Below are 18469 nucleotides of genomic sequence, written 5' to 3' on the forward strand. Positions count from 1 at the left end.
TATCCTCCAAGTTCTTAGGCGATTTGCCTTGCAGCGAAAGCGCACCGCTGCCGGAGCGAAGCTATTTCACCCAGATTTCGACGCGACGATTGTAGTTGCGGCTGGCGGGGGTGTCGTTGCAGGCCACGGGTGCTAACTCGCCGTATCCTTTGGCGATTGCGTTGGTGACGCCGGATTTTTTTAGGAGATCTGCGACTGCCGTTGCGCGTACCTCAGAGAGTCTTAGGTTCTCGTCGTAGCCGCCAACAGCATCGGAGAAACCGAGGACGAGTAGCTGGCGGTCGCGGAATTTGGGTGATTGCACTGTCGTGACGAGGCGCTCAATGTCTTGCCGACCTTTGTTGTCGAGCCCGACTGATCCACTTTTGAAGCGGAATGTCGTCGTGAGCCGTTCGGCTTGAGCAATCTCGCTGATCAGTTGGCGCATTGCGTCGAGATCGAAATCTTCATCGTGCGCGTTCAAAGCGTAGGCGATCCGAGCCCCCTGGTCTCGGAAGGTGAGGGAGTCGCTGCCCAGATCGATAAAGTCGGTGCGTGCAATGGCAGGCTGCGCTTGCTCAGATAAGGTGAAGTCCAAGAAGCGAGCTGCGAGCGGATTTTTCGGGCGTCCCGGCGTGTACAAGTAGAGGCGGCGGGTGAGCGGGTATTCCTCGGTCTTCATTGCGAAGCGAGAGGGCCGGGAGATAAGACCACACGAGGATTCGATATTGAGAGCCTTGGCATTTCGCTGGTAGGCAATGCTGGCAAATGTAATGCCGGAGGGGTCTGCAATTATCCAGTTTGATCGTTCCGCGTCATCGGAGGTGCGCTTGGCGCTTTCGGCCATTTGTTTGCCGTTCGGTTCAAGCACGAGCGTTTGGAACGTGTCCAACGTGCCGGACCCGTCCGCTGGGGCATAGAGGTTGATTGCTCCCTCTCTGCCGCCAAGTTCGGACCAGTCGGTTATTTCGCCAGCAAATACCCGGGCGAGATCGGTAATTGATATTGCTACGACTGGATTGTCCGGCGAGACCAGAACGACCAAGCCATCCAGTGCCAGGACATGCTCATGTGTGGGTGCATGCATATTGCCGAGTCCGGCTGCGGCGAGGCCGGTAGCCTCCAGATCGGCGATCGGTCGCGATGACATCGTGAGTTCGGAGGTTTTCGCGCGGAGTTCGGTGAACGCAGTATCGGAACCTTGCCGACGGAGATCGATGGTTCCTGCGTGACGTCCGTCTGATGATGTCAGCTTCACCGTCGTATTTTTGGGATCAGATCCAACCGCGGTGGAAACGGACAGTCCCAAAGTGTCAGCGTAAGCCTCAATCAGAGCAGGCATAAGCGCATGACCGATAGTGTGGGAGCCGGCTATGGCCATTTTACCCGACGCTGGTAGTGGCGCTAATTTGGCCGGTATCGGCTGCGTTGTCGTCGTGAGATTCGGGCAGGCTCCGCCGATGCATTCAAAGCGTGATGCGTCTGCCTTCATGCGACCGACGAGAGGGGATAGGACGACGTATGTCCGTCCGTCGAAGGAAACCAAGTCCCCTACGATTTCAAAGTCTCCGCCTTTGAGGCGTAACCGAACCTCTTCTGCCGCGGCGGTAAATGAAGATATCAATGAAAATAGTATTAGTACGCACACGGCCCTTGCGGAACTGACCCATCCGGCCATTGCCCACCCTCCCCACGCAAAACTCTAGCGGTGCCGCGTTATCGTTTCGGCCCGTCCGCGGTCAAACAATCTTCCAATATTGTTTTTCCTAGGGGCGCTCCGGTACAAGAGCGCGTGTTTTTGATCTTCATGGTTGATTTTTTACGCATATCATCCGGCGCCAAAACGAACCAGGAGAGCCCCCTCTCGCATTTTTCAATTTAACTAGATGCGCTTGTCGGGGGCGCGATCTGTTTCGGCGTCGTGGACTCCGCGGGTTTAGCCCCTTTGGTTGCGGGCGTTTCATTCAACACCTCAAGCAGTGGTGTCAAACCTTCTACGTCAACGAGTTTGAAGATTTCGATGTCCCGACGCGCCTTTTCGCTCCAACCGGCGATGGTGAGGACACGCTCGGCTTTGGAGAACAGGCCATGATTGCGTACAGGCTCGGCGGTCCGGATCTGTTCGGCTTTGGCTTGGTCGAGTTCGATACCCTTGTTTTGCTCCAGCTCGCGGAGCCGTTCTTTGCGTATCTCTGTTAGATCCGTATCGCTGCTGCCCGTTTCTTCGTTCTTTAGTGTCTTTAGTTCAGCGCGGGTTGGCCAACGCACGAGGTCAAGGTCGTCAAGGACGCCAGCGAGCTGATTCATGGCGAGGGCTTTGGCGGATTCGTCTTGATTGTCCGAATCGGTGCTGAAGAGATTTGGAATGACGAAGTAAGACGCGTGATTGTGGTAGATGAAATGACGGCGGACCCACTCGATATCAGCGCCGGGCGCGCGTGCGATCGCCATGTCCATGGCCGAGCGAATTTGCGCGATGACCATGGAGCTCGTGCGCGGTCGACTCGGCGGCGTTGATGGTGGGTTGAGGACCATGAGGACGAACAAGCCGAGGTCGATGCCGATGCTCGCGAGTAAAGCGATCAAGTCGCGACCTGTAATGGGCTGGCCACTTTCCGTCTGACTGTAAGCCTGCTCACCTCCCGAGATTACGTAATTGAAGAGGCTGCTTGAATAGGCACCGATGTTTGACCAGAGGTTCTTGATGGCATTTGCGACGCCGGCTGGACCTTCATTGAAGGAGGCGACCCGCAGATCAAGGTTGGCGGGTTCATCGGCTTGATCTGCCGCTTGACGCAGGCGCTGGGCCAACGTCGGATCGTAACAGGAAAACCCGGCTTTTCCTGGCGGGATGGAAACCACTTCCGCCAGCGCGCGCATTTCTGTGGCGACGGATTTGCCCAATTCATTGCTACGCGACGCGATGTTGCGCGCATGGGTCCGGATGTCTCGCGCTTTTGCCTCAAATTCGCGTTGCCGCTCTTCGACCGTGATGCCTTCCAGGCCTGCGGCTGATTTTCGCAATTCCTCGATGTCGGTTTGAACCGGAGCGATCCATGAGGTGGTGATGCTTTCGCGTAAGGAAGCAACGGCGTCCCGGACGCTTAAGCGCGCATTGTAAAGGGGCCCACGTCCGGCGCCTGAGGGCTGGCCGCAACTCCCTCCACTCGTTTCTTCGCGCGCCATCTGGCTTTCGGACCACGTGACAACGTTGTCTAATTGTATGCGTACTGCGTCCAGCCGAGCTGCAACAACGGAGCTTGCGGCCCGGGCGTCTTCCTGAAGCCCCGACATGCTGGTGCGGGTCGCCTCTTCGCCGGCAATGAGGCTCCACCAGAAGCCGTAGCCAAAGCCGATCGACCAGACCGCCAGGAATAAGTAGAGCGGGAAGGTGATGAGGCGATCGCGCAACGAACGTCCAGCGCCAAAGGTTTCGCGCAATGCGAGCCACATGAGAAATGTCAGAGCGACAACAACGGCTATGACGAGGAACTCATTGGAGACAGAGAGGCCGCCGGGAATTTCCCGTCCTTGGCTCGCTGGCGAGGTTGAGACACCAACGATGAAATCGTTCATTCCGCTCCAGGTTGCGTAACCTGAGATGGCCAGCAACATAAGCGAGGCGATGCCGATCAGCGTATTGCGTCCGAACAAGTAATCGAGCCACCGGACCTTGACGGAGCCGGTGCCTGATTTCGGTTCTGTCATGGTCGTGTCCCTTCCGCGAAACTGGCTCGGGCCGAGTATAGGAAAAAGTCGGGGCCTGTCGTGCCGCTTTCGCGTGCATGGCGACCTGTCATTGGACAAGCGTAGCGCAGCTGCAACGGCTGGGACGGAAATCGCTCGATCTATTCTCCGCGCGATCCGGATCGCGACACAATTTGAGTTCAAATATTATGGAGCGAACGGAAGAGTTTGGGAGTTTGAATAGAGGGCTGTGACGGCGGATGGGCGAAACTGATCTGGCGGGGCGCTGGTGTGGCTTTGCGGATGCGGAACAGATCACCAGGGGTACGGTGATCAGAGAAGCGCAGCGTTTATGAGGGCCCTAGCGCTTGTTTCGGTTATTGCCGGGACTTTGGCCGTTCTTGCGGAAGTCTCTGGTACGTCGACGGCAATCGCAGCGAAATCTCAGCAAACGCACCCCATTGTGCTAGCGCAAAAAAGTAAGCGCGCACCTGAACGTCGCGCGCGGCAGGTCCGGGATATACCCTTGCCGGAAAGGCCAATGGATCCCGGTAAGTCTCCTGCGAAGCCAGCCACGAAGGATGTTGCAATACCGGTGCCCAAAGCGGCGGCCGAACCTGAGCCTCCAGAACCTGACGAATGGTCTCAAGAGGAGGTCGCCCGGGCTTTACGGGACTGCATCAAAATGCTCGGGCCTATTGCGGCGGAGGTGGACGTCACGGTTCCCATCAAGAATGGAGCTTGTGGGGCAGCGGCCCCCGTGCGTTTGCGTCGGATTGGATTGGTGAACCCGGTTGTGCTCTCGCCGCCCGCAACGATGAATTGCTCGATGGTTGCTGCCCTGCACCGCTGGGTGGAAACGCAACTTCAGCCTCGAGCGAAAGAACTGCTCGGCTCTGAAATTGTCGCCTTTGAAAGCGTGTCTGCCTACAGTTGCCGGATGCGAAATGGCACATCGGTCAACAAGCTCAGTGAGCACGCGTTGGCCAATGCCATAGACATTGGGAAGTTCAAGACGGCGGATCGACAAGTCATTTCGGTCGCTCAGGATTGGGGGGCGACCGCGCGAGACATCAAGGCTGCGCGCGCGGGGCGCCCCCAAAAAGAAGATACAACTAAGAAGTTGGCGCCGCCCATTCCCGCTTCCAAGACCGCACAGAAGGCCAGCTTATCGAAGTCTGATGGTATTCCGCTTCCTAGCCGAAGGCCTGAGGCTGAAAACAGCCAGACGAATAATACCGGCGAGACAGAGACGGCCCTCAAGCCTGCAACGTCGAACAAGGCCCGGTTTCTGAAATCGATTCATGAAAGCGCGTGCGGTATATTTGGGACCGTGCTGGGGCCGGAGGCCAATGAGGCGCATCGCGATCATTTTCATTTCGATCTTGCTCACCGTCGGCGCCGAGCCTTTTGTGAGTAGATTTATTCGTCAAAGCCTCGATAGGCCGGCGCAGGACGACGACAATCAGAGCGTGCCTTGGCGGAAAGAGTTTCGTTTATTTATGCTTGAGCCGCTTGGACTGAAGGCTCTGGATGGACCGGTAGAAATCAAACCCCAGATGGTCATGGTGTAGGTAATCGGCAGGCTGCAGAAGCTTGATATCGAAGGCTATACCAATCGATTTTTTATCTATTCTCGAAACAGTTCCGGCCAATTCCGTCTTGTCCAAAAGCACGATGCTGACGGCCTCGCCGGTCTCTGGGCATAGGCCGTCACGTATACGCAACTTGGCCCCAGAGGCAGAGATGTCGAGCAGTTCGCCGACGAGGTCGCCCTTGGGCGTCCGGACGACAATAAGTTGTTCGGTATCGTCGCGTTTATCGCTGCGACGGTCTTTGGTGGATTGGCGATCCTTAGTACTTGTCCGCCCGCTGACGTGCGCCATGCTGCTACCTTAAGGTCCCTAAAGTCGTGAGAACCCCAGAGTTTGGCCGCAACATATTGATATTCGGTTTGCGAGATCAAATCGGCCTGATGGCGCAAACTCGAGTGTGGCTACACTTAAATCCTTGAGCAGATGTTCTGTGTAACAAGTACCCGAGACAGGGACGTCCTGTAACATTTTTGACTCTTGACGTGAACTAATTGCGTGATGCGGATATCTCAAAACGCTATATTTACGAATTCAGCAATTCCGAAGTCTTGACGCAGATTCTCCATGAAGTTACCCCGCGATAGGGGAAGTCGAATTGAATGATTCGATTTTAGGGGGATATCTAGATGATCGTGATCGTCGACGAGCGCGAGCTTGTCATCAACGGTTATGCGTCAATGTTCGATCGTGAGGGTGTGGCGACTACAGGGTTTTGTCCAACAGAATTCGATAGTTGGTTTACGGCTGCGCCGGATCCGGACCTTGGATCAATTGAAGCTTTTTTACTTGGAAACTGTGACGGGCGCAGGTCGCTTGCACGGATTATAAAGAAAAGATCGTCCGCTGCCATTATTGCGATGGATGATCAGAAAACTCTCGACGAAACTTTGGATTTATTCGCCGCCGGCGTTGACGACGTCGTAGGTAAGCCAGTCCATGTGCGTGAAATCATGGCGCGAATTGGCGCAATTGGTCGGCGCGCAAAAACTTCTGATAATGAATTGGAGGCTGGCCCAATCGTTGTGTTCTCCGAGGGAAGAGATCCCGAGGTTGGAGGGGTGCCGCTTCCATTGCCGCGGCGTGAATTGCGCATTCTGGAATATCTCGTGCGCAACCAGGGGCGCCGGGTGACGAAGGCGCAGATTTTCAACTTCGTTTACGGACTGTTCGATCGCGAAATCGATGACAACGTCGTCGAGAGTCACATCAGCAAACTGCGCAAGCGTTTGCGGCAGCGCCTCGGTTACGATCCAATCGATTCAAAGCGTCATCTTGGCTACCGGCTGCATTCGGATTGAGCGTTAGTTTGTCCTGCCTGAAGTGCGTTAACACATTATTAACCTTTGAGTTTTTGTACGAAATTGGAGCATTGCTGTAAGGCCCGCATAAGTCCCGCGTGATGTCATCGCTCCAACTGCTTTTATTGATCCAGCGAGGGACGATCTAATGAGCGTGTACAATTTGATGCGGACGGGTGTGTCCGGCATGGGGGCCCAGTCCAACCGTCTTGGTACGGTTGCTGACAACATCGCCAATGCAAGGACCACCGGTTACAAGCGCGCTTCAACTGAGTTCGCAGCTCTCGTCCTCGACAATCACGGCACCAACTATGCTTCGGGCGGTGTGGAGTCCAAGACCCGCTATGCGATTAGCCAGAAAGGCACGCTTGAGTATTCGGCGTCGGGTTATGACCTCGCGATCAATGGCCAGGGCTTTTTCATGGTCGGCGATGCTGAGGGCAGGGTCTCTTTAACGCGTGCGGGTGCCTTTGTCCCGTTGGAAGATGGTACGCTCATGAATACGGCCGGCTTTCGCCTCATGGGGTATCCGATCACCAACGGCAACACAGGGGCGGTGATCAACGGTACGGCCGGCCTTGAGGCCGTCAATATTCGTAGTGTGACGCTCGTGTCGGAGCCCTCGACAGAAGGTGTCATGACGACCAACCTGGATGTCAACGAAGGCATTGTGGCTGCGGGCAGTTTGCCGTCCGACAACGTGGCCGGTTCGACGTTTACGCATACGTCTTCGTTGAAGGCATATGACAGTGTCGGCCGGGAAGTCATTCTCGACGTCTACTATACGAAGACGGCCGCGAACCAATGGGAAGTTGCCGTCTTTGATCGTGATGACGCTGCTCCTGGAGGCGGGTTTCCTTATGCGGCGGGCCCATTGTCCACGCAGACGCTTACGTTTGATCCCACCACGGGCGCGCTTGATGCCGGCAGCTTCACGGACATTACAATTCCAGTTCCGAACGGTTCCAGCCTTGTTATCGATCTGTCGGCAACAACTGAGAAGGGCACGGGCTATACTGTTCTTGATGCGGAAGTTAATGGTAGCGAACCGGCTGCAATTGAATCGGTCGAGTTTGCCGATGACGGCATTATTTATGCGGTCTACGAGAATGGAGCGCGCTCCGCGATCTACCGTATTCCGCTGGCCAATGTTGCGAGCCCTGACCGACTGAAGCCGGAATCCGGGACCGTCTTTTCAATTACCGCCGAGTCCGGTGATTTGCAGATTGGTTTTCCTGGAGAGGGCGCGCTCGGAACCATCTTTTCCGGTGCTCTGGAGAGCTCCAACGTAGATCTCGCGAGCGAGTTGACGACGATGATCGAGTCTCAGCGCAACTACACAGCGAACTCCAAAGTCTTCCAGACAGGTTCGGAACTCCTCGAAGTTCTGGTCAACCTGAAACGGTAACGCGCACTAGTTTAGCAAAGCAGGGTAGGGGTCTCATTCAATGTCGCTGTCTGTTGGCTTGGATATCGCCAAGCAGGGTCTCAGGACAACGTCTGAGCAAACGGCGATTCTGACGCGTAACGTTACGCGGGCGGATGACCCTTATGCATCGCGTAAGGTCGCGCACCTTATTACTTCCATTACCGGAGGTGCGCGGCTTGGGACGGTTCAACGGCTTGCCGATGAGGCCCTGCTGGAAAACCTCATGAGGTCGGCTTCCAGTCATGAAGCTCAATTGGCGATCGCCGATGCGCTTGATGCGCTCGATGCTACAGTCGGCGATCCCGAACTCGGAGCGTCTCCTGCCGCTATGATGCAGGAGCTCATGGATAGCCTGCAGGAATATGCGGCGCGGCCACACGATGCGATTGCCGCGCGGGCCGCTTTGGATTCAGCAGTGCGTGTCGCCGAGTCCCTGAATAACGCCTCTCAAGAAGTGCGAACTGTACGTGAGCGTGCGGACGCCGACATAAATAGAAGTGTCGAGAACCTTAATCAGCTGCTCAAGGAATTCGATAAGGTCAATGAGCAGATCATTAAGGGTACGCAAGCTGGACTCGATGTCACCGATCAGCTCGATAAGCGCGATGAGCTGTTGCGCAACATCTCGGGCGAAGTCGAGGTTCGCACGGTTTTGCGTGCCAACAACGACATGGCGATCTTTCTAAGCAATGGCGTTACGCTCTTCGATAAAGGGCCGCGTACTGTTTCCTTCACGCCGACACCAACGCTGCTTGCTGGACAGACCGCCAACCAGGTCTATGTCGATGGCGTGCCGATGACAGGATCGGTTACGGGGCGTATCGCGGGGCTCATGGAGGTGCGCGATACCATCGCGCCGACCTATCAAAGCCAGCTTGATGAGATTGCGCGCGGGCTTGTCGAAGTTTTCGCAGAGAGCGATCAAAGCGCGGTGCCGACGCTGCCGGATCTGCCGGGCTTGTTTACAGCGCCTGGACTTACGGGTGTTCCGGCATCGGGAGTCGTTGTTGATGGTCTCGCGGCATCCATCATGATCAATCCCAACGTCGATCCCGATGCTGGTGGAGATTTGATGCGGTTGCGCGATGGTGGGATTTCCGACCCTCTCAACCCAGCATATGTCTACAACGTGGATGGAGCGGCCTCTTATTCGGACCGGCTGCATGGTCTTCTGGAGAAATTCGGAGCTGTGCGAAGCTTTGACCTCTCAGCTGAGGCCGGAAATTCCGCAACGTTGATCAACTATGCGTCTGCGTCCGGCGGATGGCTCGGTGAAGCTCGCTCTGCGGCGAAAAGCGAAGCTGATTTGAGGGGCGCAGTGGTGACCCGGTCGGTTGAGGCGTTGTCGAACGCTACCGGCGTCAATGTCGATGAAGAGATGTCGTTGCTGCTCGACCTTGAGCGCTCGTATCAAGCGTCGTCGCGTCTCATTTCGACTATCGACAACATGTTCCTCGCGCTGCTCGAAGCCACAGGATGACGATATGAAAATCAGTCAGGTTTCTACATCACACATTTCGACGAGCTTGCGGGCATCTGTTGCTGAGCTTCAGTCGAAGTACTTGGTCGCGCATAAAGAGTCGCTTACGCTTCGTGCTGCCGATATGGGGTTGCATCTCGGGAACCGGACCAGTGAGGTGTTGTCCCTGCGCGCTCAATTCTCTCAGATCGGGAGTATTAAGCAGGCGAATGACAGTATCGCGATCCGTATGGACACAACGCAGGCCGCATTAACGGCGATTGTTACGGATGCGGAAGATTTCCTCACGCAGCTTATTCCGATGCGCGATCGCACAATTGGGTCCGACGTTGTGCAGGATCAGGCGAAGACGCGGCTCCAGGCTCTGATGGAAATCCTCAATACCGGCCTCGATGGCGCGAATATGTTTGCCGGCATAAACACGCAGAATAAGCCGATTGTTGACTATTACGCCTCACCAACCGCGACCAATAAGGTTGGGATAGACGCGGCGTTCTCTGCTGCCTTCGGCGGGCTTACTCAAGATAACCCTGCGGTTGAAACGATCGATGCTGCAACCTTGCAGACGTTCCTTGATACGGATTTTGCGCAGAAGTTTGAGGAGCCTGCTTGGTCTGCGGAATGGTCGGATGCGTCGGATGCCGTACGCTACGACAAGATTTCGCTTACGGAGCGGATCCCGACTTCGGTTTCCGCGAATGCTGAGCCTATCCGTAAGCTGGTGAAGGCTTACACGATGATTGCAGAGCTGGGCCTCAACAACATGAATGATCAAGCCTACGGCGTGATCATCGACGAGGCGACGCGACTTATCGGTGAGGCGATTCCTGGGATCGCTACGCTTCAGGCCCAGTTGGGCAACTCGCAGGAGCGCTTGGAGTACGCGAATAACAAGATCGACAAGCAGATCGCATTACTGAACGAGCGTGTCGGCGAAATGGAAGGTGTCGACGGCTACGAAGCTCAAGTGCGCGTAAACGAGCTTAAGACGCGCATCGAGACATCCTATGAGCTGACAGTACGTATCCAGAGTCTCAGCCTCGTGAATTACCTCCGATAGAGACGGTCGAACATAGGGACAAAGGCAAGAGAGCGGCGCCATGTATCAATTTTCATACACGGATGTACTTTCAGATTCGTCAGCCAGCGCGCGCGAGTTAGAGGGTAAGGCGCTTGATCATTCGATCGAGCTATTGCGGAAGGCTGCAGAGGTCGGCCCTAATACCAAAGAGGCGACCGAAGCGATCTATTTCTTGCAGCGCTTATGGACCGTGCTGCTTGAAGATCTTTCCAATCCGGAAAACGGATTGCCTGATGAACTGCGCGCGCAGGTGATTTCAGTTGGTATATGGATCCTCCGAGAAGCCGAAAAGATCCGCCAGGGTGAGGTTGCAAGCTTCGATGGACTAATCGAGGTTTCGGTTGCCATCCGTGAGGGGCTTGAATGACTTCGAGTTTCAAAATCCATCTGCGGCCCAACGAGCGCATTTATATAAATGGCGCCGTGGTGCGGGTGGATCGCCGGGTTTCGCTCGAATTTCTGAATAACGTGACGTTTCTTCTGGAAACGCACGTTATGCAGGAAGCCGATGCAACGACACCAACCCGGCAATTGTATTTTGTAGTTCAGTCGATGATCATTGATCCGGCGACAGCGCCGTTGGCGCAGAAGCTGTTTGTATCGTCGATGCTTGTGTTGCGTAAAACCGTGACAGACGCGGCGATCCTTAACGGATTGGACGAAGTTGAACTTCTCGTGGAGAGTGGACGTTCGTTTGATGCGCTCAAGGCGATCCGTGGCCTCATCTCTCTAGAGGACGAAATTTTGCGGCAGCAGCCTGACGATGGGTTGTTAGAGCGCGAACAGGAAGCGGAGATCGCCTGATGTCTACAGACCCCATATCTGCAATCAGGAACTACGGACAGACTTATGAGTCGTCGTCATCTTCGTCAGCGCGCAACGTGTCTCTTGATTACGATACGTTTCTTCAGCTCCTGATCGCTGAAATGCAAAATCAGGATCCGCTGCAGCCTATGGATTCCAGCGAGTACGTGGCACAGCTCGCTTCCTTCTCTAACGTCGAGCAAACAATTGTGACCAACAACAAGCTCGATGAGCTGTTTGCGGCAACGATGATTTCGCAGGCGGGTAGCATCATCGGCAAGACGATCACTTCCGCTGATGGTGAGGTGACAGGCGTTGTCGAATCTGTTCGCTTCGTTACCGGTGGTGCGATTGCAATTCTCGAAGATGGTCGCGAAGTGGTTATGAGCAACGGCATGATGCTGTCAGAGTCTGGGGCTACGCCTGATTCGGAACCTGAGCCCGAAGCATGAACGAAGCTGATGCACTAGATATTGTGCAATCGGCCATTTGGGCCGTGCTCATGGCTTCGAGCCCGGCCGTCATTGCCGCGATGGTTGTCGGTATCGCCATCGCGCTTTTACAGGCTTTGACGCAGATCCAGGAGATGACGCTTACGTTCATCCCGAAGATTATCGCAATCCTGCTGATATCGCTTGTTTCTGCTCCGTTCGTGGGCAGCATCATTATGTCATTCTCGACATCACTATACGCGCGAATAGAAACGGGATTTTGATGTTGATGGCTCGCCCGAGGGCGGCTTGGCGCAAGGTTTCGCCCTCAAGAATCATGCGAGAGCGAGTGTATGCTCGCATTTGATTCTAAACGGTTGAGACGCAAATCATGGAAAACACGGCGTCCTCGGCGCTGACCGTGCCACGTGAAGGCTTCCGCGACATTGGCTTCGCGGTAGCTATCATCTTCATGTTGACGGTTCTGTTCCTGCCTTTACCACCCATCATGGTGGATTTCGGGCTGGCGCTGTCGATTGCTTTTTCCGTTCTCATTCTCATGGTGGCGTTGTGGATTCAGACGCCCCTACAATTCTCCTCGTTTCCGACGGTGCTGTTGCTCGCAACAATGATGCGGCTCGCGCTGAATATTGCCACAACGCGGCTGATCTTGACGGATGGCTCCAAAGGGTCCGATGCCGCGGGGCATGTGATCGGAGGATTTTCGACCTTTGTAATGGGCGGTGATTTCGTTATCGGGATTATCGTCTTTGTTATCCTGCTGACGGTCAATTTCATCGTTATTACCAAGGGTGCAACGCGTATTGCGGAAGTTGGCGCGCGCTTCACGCTGGATGCTATCCCCGGTAAGCAGATGGCGATTGACGCTGATCTTTCGGCTGGCCTGCTCGATGAAAAGGAAGCTCAGCGGCGACGGCGTGAGCTGGAAGAGGAAAGCTCGTTCTTCGGTTCGATGGACGGTGCCTCGAAGTTCGTACGCGGTGACGCGATCGCGGGGTTGATCATCACTGCCGTTAACATTTTTGGCGGTATGATCATCGGTGTGCTCCGGCACGGGATGTCCGTGGGCGAGGCTGTTGACGTCTTCACGCGCCTGTCGGTGGGTGATGGCTTGGTCACCCAAATCCCTGCACTTATCGTTGCGCTTGCCGCAGGTATGATCGTGTCTAAAGGTGGCACGAAGGGGTCTGCGGAAAAGGCGGTTCTTGGACAGCTCGGTAATCATCCCAGAGCGCTGTTCATGGCCTCCATGCTGATGTTCATCTTTGCGCTGTTGCCGGCGCTACCCTTTGTTCCGTTCGCACTCATTGGTGCGGTCCTGGCTTTCCTCGCGTATTCGATCCCGCAAAAGTGGGCAGAAGAAAAGGCAGCTCAGGAGGCTGACGCCCTCAAAACCGAGATGGCGGCGCAGGAGAAGGCACGCGAGTCGGTCAAGGAATCTCTGAATACTGTCGAGATCGAGCTTTGCTTCGGCCGCCAGCTTTCATCGGGCTTGGCAAGATCTCATTCGGAGCTGGCGCAACGTGTTGCGAAGATGCGGCGCAAGTTTGCGCGGCAGTACGGCTTCGTCGTTCCCGAAATCAAGCTGTCCGACGACCTGCTTATCGAGTCGAAAGCGTATCAGATCAAAATTCACGGTACGGTTATGGCCAACGAGGAACTTCGGCTCGGCGATATGCTGGTGATTGTCGGCGATCGCAAGCCACCTCAGGTTCCTGGCGAACCGGCACGCGAGCCAGCTTTCGGCATGAAAGCAATGTGGGTTCCGCAAACGCTTGCCAAGGACGTTAAGAACGAAGGCTTCGTACCCGTCGACAACCTTTCAGTCCTGTTGACGCACTTAAGTGAAATTCTGCGCAACAATCTGGCTCAGTTATTGTCCTACAAGGATATGCGTTCTTTGCTGGACCGCTTGCCGGCGGAGTATCGCCGCCTTCTTGATGAAATCGCACCGCAGCACATTTCTTATTCGGGAATCCAAGCTGTCTTGAAGTTGCTTTTGGCGGAACGTGTTTCCATCCGAAATCTACATCTCATCCTGGAAGCGATTGCGGAAATCGCACCACACTCCCGGCGGACAGAGCAGATTGTTGAACATGTCCGTGTCCGTATTGGTCAGCAGATTTGTGGCGATCTCTCTGAAAACGGTGTTCTGAGTGTGTTGCGATTGGGCAGCCGCTGGGACCTTGCGTTCCATGAAAGCTTGAAGCGGGATTCGAATGGAGAAGTTGTTCAGTTCGACCTCGATCCGCGGATGATTGAGGAATTCAGCAAGGAAGCTTCGAAGGTCATTCGCGGGTTTATGGATAAGGGCAAGAACTTCGCTCTTGTGACGTCGCCAGATGCCCGCCCTTATGTGAGGCTCATTACAGAACGTTTGTTCGCGAACCTACCGGTTCTATCGCACGTGGAGATTTCGCGCAGCGTTCAAGTTGAGTCGCTTGGTACGATTTCGTGACGGAGCTCGCGAGCGACGCGATTGTGACGGTGCTCGTCATCTTCTGCCGCATCGGTGGATGTTTGATGGTCGTGCCGGGCTTTGCGACGCCGCGCATTCCCATGCAGATCCGGCTGTTTGTCGCTGTTGCGGTGACGTTGGCGCTGTCTCCGGTTCTGATGCCCGTAGTAAAGTCGGCAGGGCCTGACCCGTCCTTGGCGATATTGCTTCCTTTAATGGTGCTTGAAACCATTGTGGGATTGATGATTGGGCTGATGGCGCGTGCATTTTTCGCCGCGTTACAGTTTTTTGCGATGGCCATCGCTTCGTTTGTTGGCGTCGGCGGCATGATGGGCGCGCCGATTGACGACGTGGAGCCGGCCGCGCCGTTGTCTGTATTGATTACGACTACGGCGACCGTGCTCGTGTTTCTCACGGATCGTCATTGGGAGCTGCTGGCTGCGCTCCTCGATTCTTATTCGGCTATTCCTGTGCAGGGCGTCGGCGAGATGCAGGGACGTTTGATCCCTGTTGTCGATGCGCTTTCGCGTTCGTTCTATTTGTGTTTGCAGATTGCAAGTCCATTCCTTGTCTATTCCCTGTTGGTCAACCTGATGTTCGGTATCGCGAACAGGCTTGTGCAGCAGATCCCAGTTTATTTCGTTTCGATGCCCTTCGTTATTGCGGGCGGTCTGGTGCTTTTGTTCTTCACGGTGACGGAACTCTTGAGGATCTTCATGGCGGGGTACGCGAGTTTGCTGGCAGGGGGGTGATGGAATGACGAAGCGGACGGAGAAGGCCCGGCAGATTGTGCAGTTGTGTGATGACCTTTTGCGTGTGGAACGGGGCAAGCTGGCGAAGCTCATACGGCATAAGGACCAGTTACAACATGATAGACAGCGGATCGCAGAACTGATCGACGGCGCCCAGCTTATGAATTCGCGGTTGATGGAAATTGGTGTTAGCCGCCTGTCCTGGATAGATCGGCAACTCCATCGATTGGAACTTCAGATTGATACACAACGAGAGATGGTCAACGATGCTGCGGTGAGAGGGAAAGCTGCGGAGGCATCGTTGCGGTCTGCGCGTGAGCGCGAAGAGCTCGATAAGAGGCGCACGTATGAAATCGAGATGTCCGAAAGTGTCGCCTGGGATTGGTCCGACAAGGCTCCCATAAGTTAGGGGAGCGAGAATACCCTGTGGAATTATAGGGATTCTCATGGGTATCAATCCGTCTACCGACCTGATTGTCGATGTTATGCGCCAAGCGGATCCAGTAAAGGTCCGAGAGGCTGCCGAACGTTTGGCTGAGGTTGGCCGTGCGGTGCGCGTGGAAAGACTAGACGCAAATTTTGCATCGCTTGTGAAAGATGCGATTGGCGAGGGTGAAACGCTGGCCCGATCGGGTGGGGGGGCGCCTCAAGGGCCGGTACAGGTCGTAGACAGTCATCCTGGTGTGCGCATGGCTGAAAAACTGGCACCAGGGCAGCAGCTCGAGTCCTTTGTTCTCACTCAGCTTCTAGAAAATATGATGCCGAAAGATGCGGATTCGCTTTTCGGTTCTGGGACCGCTGGCTCTTATTGGCGGTCGATGCTCGCAGAAAAACTTGCCGCTGAATTGACGATGGCCGGCGGCGTTGGGCTTACCGAACAGTTAGGTTTAAGCGGGATGCGCGATGACCCGAAAATGGCAACGGCGATGCTTGGTGCTGTGCTGAACGGTGGCCGAGCTTCAGCCGCTACAGCGGAAGAGGTGGTTCCCACTTTCGTGCATGGCGGGTCTGCGGCGAGGGCAATCCAAGAAATAATGTCTCCAGTTGAAGGCACTCACAGTGCTGAACCTGAAACGAACGGAGTCTAAATGGTCATGGCGACTCAATCCAAAACGACAGTTGCTGCTGTTGCGGCAGATAAACTGAAAGGGGCTTCCGCACCTATCGTAGCGGTCGTAAGCCGGCTGGCTGATCTCCTCGACGAGGAAACGCAGCAGCTTGAGAAAAATGACGTCAGCAATCTGGGATATTTTATTGACCAGAAGAGCCGGTCGCTGCTCGATCTCAGCCGTGCATTAGCCGCACATGAAAACACTTCAAGCGTGATTGGGCTTGATGACGAACTCACGCGATTGCGCCGCTCTTATGAAAAGAACCGGTCAACGCTCGGTATTCATCTTGCGTCGGTTCAGGAGATAACGGAAATCATTGCAACGGCTATGCAGCAGGCCGAGTCCGACGGCACATATAGCACCCGGATCGCTCGGTAAGGAGCGCACATGATCAAGTTGCTTCTTGCCGGGGTCTGGGTTTGTGCCATCACGTTGGGGGCCAGCTACTTTGCCCATTCCTGGTCTGCACAGCCTGTGCCGACGACATCCGAGGTGACGTATTTCGGGGGGCTGGACTATGTAAAACCGGCTTCAATCAGCGTGCCTATCATCAAGGCCGGTGTCATTGAGGGATACGCAATCGCGCAGTTTGTCTTCACGTCGCCAGCCAATTTGCTTGCCAAAATGACGGTGCCGGCGAAGGTGATATTTGTCGATGAGGCCTTCAAAGCGATTTACGCGAACAGTAATTTCGACTTTTTGAGCAACTCGAAACGGGACCTCGATGCTTTGACAAAAACCATTGCTCAGAACGTTAACAAGCGTGTGGCGCAAGAGGTTGTCGTTGAGGTCATGGTCGAAAGCCTAAATTTCGTTTCGAAGGAGCAGGTGCGTTGTCAAAGCGCGGGTTGAGGTGTCGGGCTGTGAATGGCCCAGCTTTTCAAAGCGACGTCTTTTTGCTGCGTGACGGCTGCATAACCTTGTCGTCCTATTTGAATCAGTCGGTCAGACCTCGCGGGGGAGAGAAATGACGGAAACTCGGCTAGAGGGACCCTTTAGGCTTACTGTCGATGAGATCGACTCTGCGATTGGTGCCAAAACGGCAGGCACTTTCGCCATAGGTCATGTCGATCATCTCGGCCGTTTTGTTGTTCAACACGTGGGGCGCTCCGATAGCGACCTGCGGGCCCAGCTACGCAACAAGATTGGTGCTGAGCCATACTTCAAGCATCTTTGCTTTGGGACACCCAAAGAGGCGTTCGAAAAAGAATGCGAACTTTTTCATGCGTTTCAGCCGCCCGGAAACTTTCTGCATCCGGAGCGCCCGCCTGGCACGGATTGGAAATGTCCCTGCTGTTTGGTCATGAGTTTCCGGCGCTGACAGTCGCCTCACTGCAGGTGGGTGTGTCAGATTATTGACGGCCGTGAGCTCGTAGGGCGGCGTCCAGCAGCGCGTTGAGCTTTGCCATTTCGGCCGTCGCAGATTGGCGGTGGTCTTCTGAGACGATATCGGGATGAATGTGGCGCGCGAGCTGTCGACGTAACGTCTGCAGTTGCGAACGGGTCATTTGTTTGTGGTTCGCCAACTGGTTCAGAAGTTCGGGAAGATCCGGAATTTGCTGTTGTTGTTCGGGTGTGCCCGGCTCTGTATCTGCTTCGTGAGGTTCCAGGTCTTCGTCAAAATCTGCAAAAACCATTTGCCAGTCGCGGTAAGCTTTGCGGAGGTCGTGGGCCGACAGGTGTGGTTTATGGAGCGAACCGCCGGGTTCATTTTCCTGACGCATCTGCAAGAAGTCGGACTTGTTGGCTTGTTTCGTTGCCGGACGGAATGCGCGCGACAAATCTGTGTCGTTGCGTGATCGCGTGGGTTCGCGATGCGCCAATCCGGCATCAATCATTTGTTCAAAGCGAGACCGATTCATAACAACTGCTCAGAACGGTTTGCGGCCCTGACCGTGTTCGCGGGTCCGCGCACCGGCGGTCTGGGCGGTGGTTTCATATCGACATCCACACTTTGGCGAAGGATTGTTACCCTTCGTTGCCGTTGGCGGCGATCATTCACGTCCTGCGACTATTCTCGTATCTAAATCGTTAATGAATGCTGCACGCCAGCCGATTGGAAATACATCAAAATTTATGAATGCATCGCTCTATACGTACGTGTACGGACCGGTTCTTTGATGTGCAATGTGCAATCTATGGTTGTATTTCGGGAAATATATGATTAGATGAGCGGGTCTTGTGATGAATGCGTGAATTTCAATAGATATTTGATGTGTTTGCGAAACCTCAGTGTTCGTCCGAACGAATTTCCGGGTCCTTGTGACGCGGGATGGACGGCTGAGAATGGGGTTGAATGCAACGAAAAGTTTAGTGTATGGGGCATTCCACTGCGAGACGTG

At 54.9% G+C, this 18469-nt stretch carries 20 protein-coding genes; 16 read left to right on the top strand and 4 right to left on the bottom strand.

Going from position 1 to position 18469, the window contains the following annotated elements; all coding sequences use genetic code 11:
- Positions 1 to 61 precede the first annotated feature (61 nt).
- Positions 62 to 1657, bottom strand: a complete 1596-nt coding sequence (locus YBN1229_RS16395) for a phosphate ABC transporter substrate-binding/OmpA family protein (protein WP_082101183.1) — start codon at positions 1655 to 1657, stop codon at positions 62 to 64.
- A 200-nt stretch (positions 1658 to 1857) separates the two neighbouring features.
- Positions 1858 to 3687, bottom strand: a complete 1830-nt coding sequence (locus YBN1229_RS16400; protein ID WP_076605349.1) for a hypothetical protein — start codon at positions 3685 to 3687, stop codon at positions 1858 to 1860.
- Between the two features lie 331 nt (positions 3688 to 4018).
- Here YBN1229_RS16400 and YBN1229_RS16405 point away from each other — a divergent pair, with 331 nt between their 5' ends.
- On the top strand, positions 4019 to 5086 hold the full coding sequence (locus tag YBN1229_RS16405) for an extensin family protein (RefSeq protein WP_046479295.1): 1068 nt from the start codon (positions 4019 to 4021) through the stop codon (positions 5084 to 5086).
- Positions 5087 to 5162: 76 nt separating this feature from the next.
- On the opposite strand, the gene YBN1229_RS16410 is transcribed toward YBN1229_RS16405, so the two are convergent.
- Positions 5163 to 5552, bottom strand: coding sequence for a PilZ domain-containing protein (locus tag YBN1229_RS16410; RefSeq protein ID WP_046479296.1), 390 nt, complete (start codon positions 5550 to 5552; stop codon positions 5163 to 5165).
- A 335-nt stretch (positions 5553 to 5887) separates the two neighbouring features.
- On the opposite strand from YBN1229_RS16410, the gene YBN1229_RS16415 reads away from it, so the two are divergent.
- From YBN1229_RS16415 to YBN1229_RS16485, 15 genes are all read left to right on the top strand, one after another.
- A complete protein-coding gene (locus tag YBN1229_RS16415; protein WP_046479297.1) occupies positions 5888 to 6559 on the top strand; it encodes a response regulator transcription factor in 672 nt (223 codons plus the stop codon).
- Between the two features lie 148 nt (positions 6560 to 6707).
- Positions 6708 to 7967, top strand: coding sequence for a flagellar hook protein FlgE (locus YBN1229_RS16420; protein WP_046479298.1), 1260 nt, complete (start codon positions 6708 to 6710; stop codon positions 7965 to 7967).
- Between the two features lie 40 nt (positions 7968 to 8007).
- On the top strand, positions 8008 to 9468 hold the full coding sequence (gene flgK, locus YBN1229_RS16425; RefSeq protein WP_046479299.1) for a flagellar hook-associated protein FlgK: 1461 nt from the start codon (positions 8008 to 8010) through the stop codon (positions 9466 to 9468).
- Between the two features lie 4 nt (positions 9469 to 9472).
- The gene (locus tag YBN1229_RS16430; RefSeq protein ID WP_046479300.1) at positions 9473 to 10528 is read left to right on the top strand and encodes a flagellar hook-associated family protein; all 1056 of its coding nucleotides are present in this window, start codon (positions 9473 to 9475) and stop codon (positions 10526 to 10528) included.
- Positions 10529 to 10568: 40 nt separating this feature from the next.
- A complete protein-coding gene (gene flaF, locus YBN1229_RS16435) occupies positions 10569 to 10916 on the top strand; it encodes a flagellar biosynthesis regulator FlaF (protein WP_046479301.1) in 348 nt (115 codons plus the stop codon).
- Positions 10913 to 11353, top strand: coding sequence for a flagellar biosynthesis repressor FlbT (gene flbT, locus YBN1229_RS16440; protein ID WP_046479302.1), 441 nt, complete (start codon positions 10913 to 10915; stop codon positions 11351 to 11353). Before flaF ends, flbT begins: the two co-directional genes overlap by 4 nt.
- Positions 11353 to 11805 (top strand): flagellar hook assembly protein FlgD, encoded by a 453-nt coding sequence (flgD, locus tag YBN1229_RS16445; RefSeq protein WP_046479303.1) that lies wholly within the window; start codon positions 11353 to 11355, stop codon positions 11803 to 11805. Before flbT ends, flgD begins: the two co-directional genes overlap by 1 nt.
- The gene (gene fliQ / locus YBN1229_RS16450; RefSeq protein WP_046479304.1) at positions 11802 to 12068 is read left to right on the top strand and encodes a flagellar biosynthesis protein FliQ; all 267 of its coding nucleotides are present in this window, start codon (positions 11802 to 11804) and stop codon (positions 12066 to 12068) included. The genes flgD and fliQ overlap by 4 nt, the downstream gene beginning before the upstream one ends.
- A gap of 107 nt (positions 12069 to 12175) precedes the next feature.
- Positions 12176 to 14263: a flagellar biosynthesis protein FlhA gene (flhA, locus tag YBN1229_RS16455; protein WP_046479305.1), complete on the top strand. Its 2088-nt coding sequence runs from the start codon at positions 12176 to 12178 to the stop codon at positions 14261 to 14263.
- Positions 14260 to 15015: a flagellar biosynthetic protein FliR gene (locus YBN1229_RS16460; RefSeq protein ID WP_046479306.1), complete on the top strand. Its 756-nt coding sequence runs from the start codon at positions 14260 to 14262 to the stop codon at positions 15013 to 15015. Before flhA ends, YBN1229_RS16460 begins: the two co-directional genes overlap by 4 nt.
- A gap of 4 nt (positions 15016 to 15019) precedes the next feature.
- Positions 15020 to 15424, top strand: a complete 405-nt coding sequence (locus YBN1229_RS16465; protein WP_046479307.1) for a hypothetical protein — start codon at positions 15020 to 15022, stop codon at positions 15422 to 15424.
- A 37-nt stretch (positions 15425 to 15461) separates the two neighbouring features.
- Positions 15462 to 16103, top strand: coding sequence for a rod-binding protein (locus YBN1229_RS16470; protein ID WP_046479308.1), 642 nt, complete (start codon positions 15462 to 15464; stop codon positions 16101 to 16103).
- Positions 16104 to 16109: 6 nt separating this feature from the next.
- A complete protein-coding gene (locus YBN1229_RS16475; RefSeq protein WP_139165327.1) occupies positions 16110 to 16505 on the top strand; it encodes a hypothetical protein in 396 nt (131 codons plus the stop codon).
- A 9-nt stretch (positions 16506 to 16514) separates the two neighbouring features.
- Complete coding sequence (locus YBN1229_RS16480; protein WP_046479309.1) at positions 16515 to 16979, top strand: hypothetical protein; 465 nt, start codon at positions 16515 to 16517, stop codon at positions 16977 to 16979.
- A gap of 115 nt (positions 16980 to 17094) precedes the next feature.
- Positions 17095 to 17448 (top strand): hypothetical protein, encoded by a 354-nt coding sequence (locus YBN1229_RS16485; protein WP_046479310.1) that lies wholly within the window; start codon positions 17095 to 17097, stop codon positions 17446 to 17448.
- A 31-nt stretch (positions 17449 to 17479) separates the two neighbouring features.
- Here the strand turns inward: YBN1229_RS16485 and YBN1229_RS16490 are convergent, their stop codons facing one another.
- Positions 17480 to 17989, bottom strand: a complete 510-nt coding sequence (locus YBN1229_RS16490) for a hypothetical protein (RefSeq protein WP_046479311.1) — start codon at positions 17987 to 17989, stop codon at positions 17480 to 17482.
- Positions 17990 to 18469: the final 480 nt, after the last annotated feature.

The organism is Candidatus Filomicrobium marinum, assembly GCF_000981545.1.
In the GTDB taxonomy this organism is placed as follows: Bacteria; Pseudomonadota; Alphaproteobacteria; order Rhizobiales; family Hyphomicrobiaceae; genus Filomicrobium; species Filomicrobium insigne.

Excerpts from the sequence above, each read along its gene's own strand:
- YBN1229_RS16400 (WP_076605349.1), bottom strand. The coding sequence starts at position 3,687 with ATGACAGAACCGAAATCAGGCACCGGCTCCGTCAAGGTCCGGTGGCTC.
- YBN1229_RS16490 (WP_046479311.1), bottom strand. The coding sequence starts at position 17,989 with ATGAATCGGTCTCGCTTTGAACAAATGATTGATGCCGGATTGGCGCAT.
- YBN1229_RS16415 (WP_046479297.1), top strand. The coding sequence starts at position 5,888 with ATGATCGTGATCGTCGACGAGCGCGAGCTTGTCATCAACGGTTATGCG.
- flgD (WP_046479303.1), top strand. The coding sequence starts at position 11,353 with ATGTCTACAGACCCCATATCTGCAATCAGGAACTACGGACAGACTTAT.
- YBN1229_RS16485 (WP_046479310.1), top strand. The coding sequence starts at position 17,095 with ATGACGGAAACTCGGCTAGAGGGACCCTTTAGGCTTACTGTCGATGAG.
- YBN1229_RS16470 (WP_046479308.1), top strand. The coding sequence starts at position 15,462 with ATGGGTATCAATCCGTCTACCGACCTGATTGTCGATGTTATGCGCCAA.
- YBN1229_RS16405 (WP_046479295.1), top strand. The coding sequence starts at position 4,019 with ATGAGGGCCCTAGCGCTTGTTTCGGTTATTGCCGGGACTTTGGCCGTT.
- YBN1229_RS16475 (WP_139165327.1), top strand. The coding sequence starts at position 16,110 with ATGGCGACTCAATCCAAAACGACAGTTGCTGCTGTTGCGGCAGATAAA.
- flhA (WP_046479305.1), top strand. The coding sequence starts at position 12,176 with ATGGAAAACACGGCGTCCTCGGCGCTGACCGTGCCACGTGAAGGCTTC.
- YBN1229_RS16410 (WP_046479296.1), bottom strand. The coding sequence starts at position 5,552 with ATGGCGCACGTCAGCGGGCGGACAAGTACTAAGGATCGCCAATCCACC.
- YBN1229_RS16395 (WP_082101183.1), bottom strand. The coding sequence starts at position 1,657 with ATGGCCGGATGGGTCAGTTCCGCAAGGGCCGTGTGCGTACTAATACTA.
- YBN1229_RS16420 (WP_046479298.1), top strand. The coding sequence starts at position 6,708 with ATGAGCGTGTACAATTTGATGCGGACGGGTGTGTCCGGCATGGGGGCC.
- YBN1229_RS16465 (WP_046479307.1), top strand. The coding sequence starts at position 15,020 with ATGACGAAGCGGACGGAGAAGGCCCGGCAGATTGTGCAGTTGTGTGAT.
- fliQ (WP_046479304.1), top strand. The coding sequence starts at position 11,802 with ATGAACGAAGCTGATGCACTAGATATTGTGCAATCGGCCATTTGGGCC.
- flgK (WP_046479299.1), top strand. The coding sequence starts at position 8,008 with ATGTCGCTGTCTGTTGGCTTGGATATCGCCAAGCAGGGTCTCAGGACA.
- flbT (WP_046479302.1), top strand. The coding sequence starts at position 10,913 with ATGACTTCGAGTTTCAAAATCCATCTGCGGCCCAACGAGCGCATTTAT.
- YBN1229_RS16430 (WP_046479300.1), top strand. The coding sequence starts at position 9,473 with ATGAAAATCAGTCAGGTTTCTACATCACACATTTCGACGAGCTTGCGG.
- YBN1229_RS16480 (WP_046479309.1), top strand. The coding sequence starts at position 16,515 with ATGATCAAGTTGCTTCTTGCCGGGGTCTGGGTTTGTGCCATCACGTTG.
- flaF (WP_046479301.1), top strand. The coding sequence starts at position 10,569 with ATGTATCAATTTTCATACACGGATGTACTTTCAGATTCGTCAGCCAGC.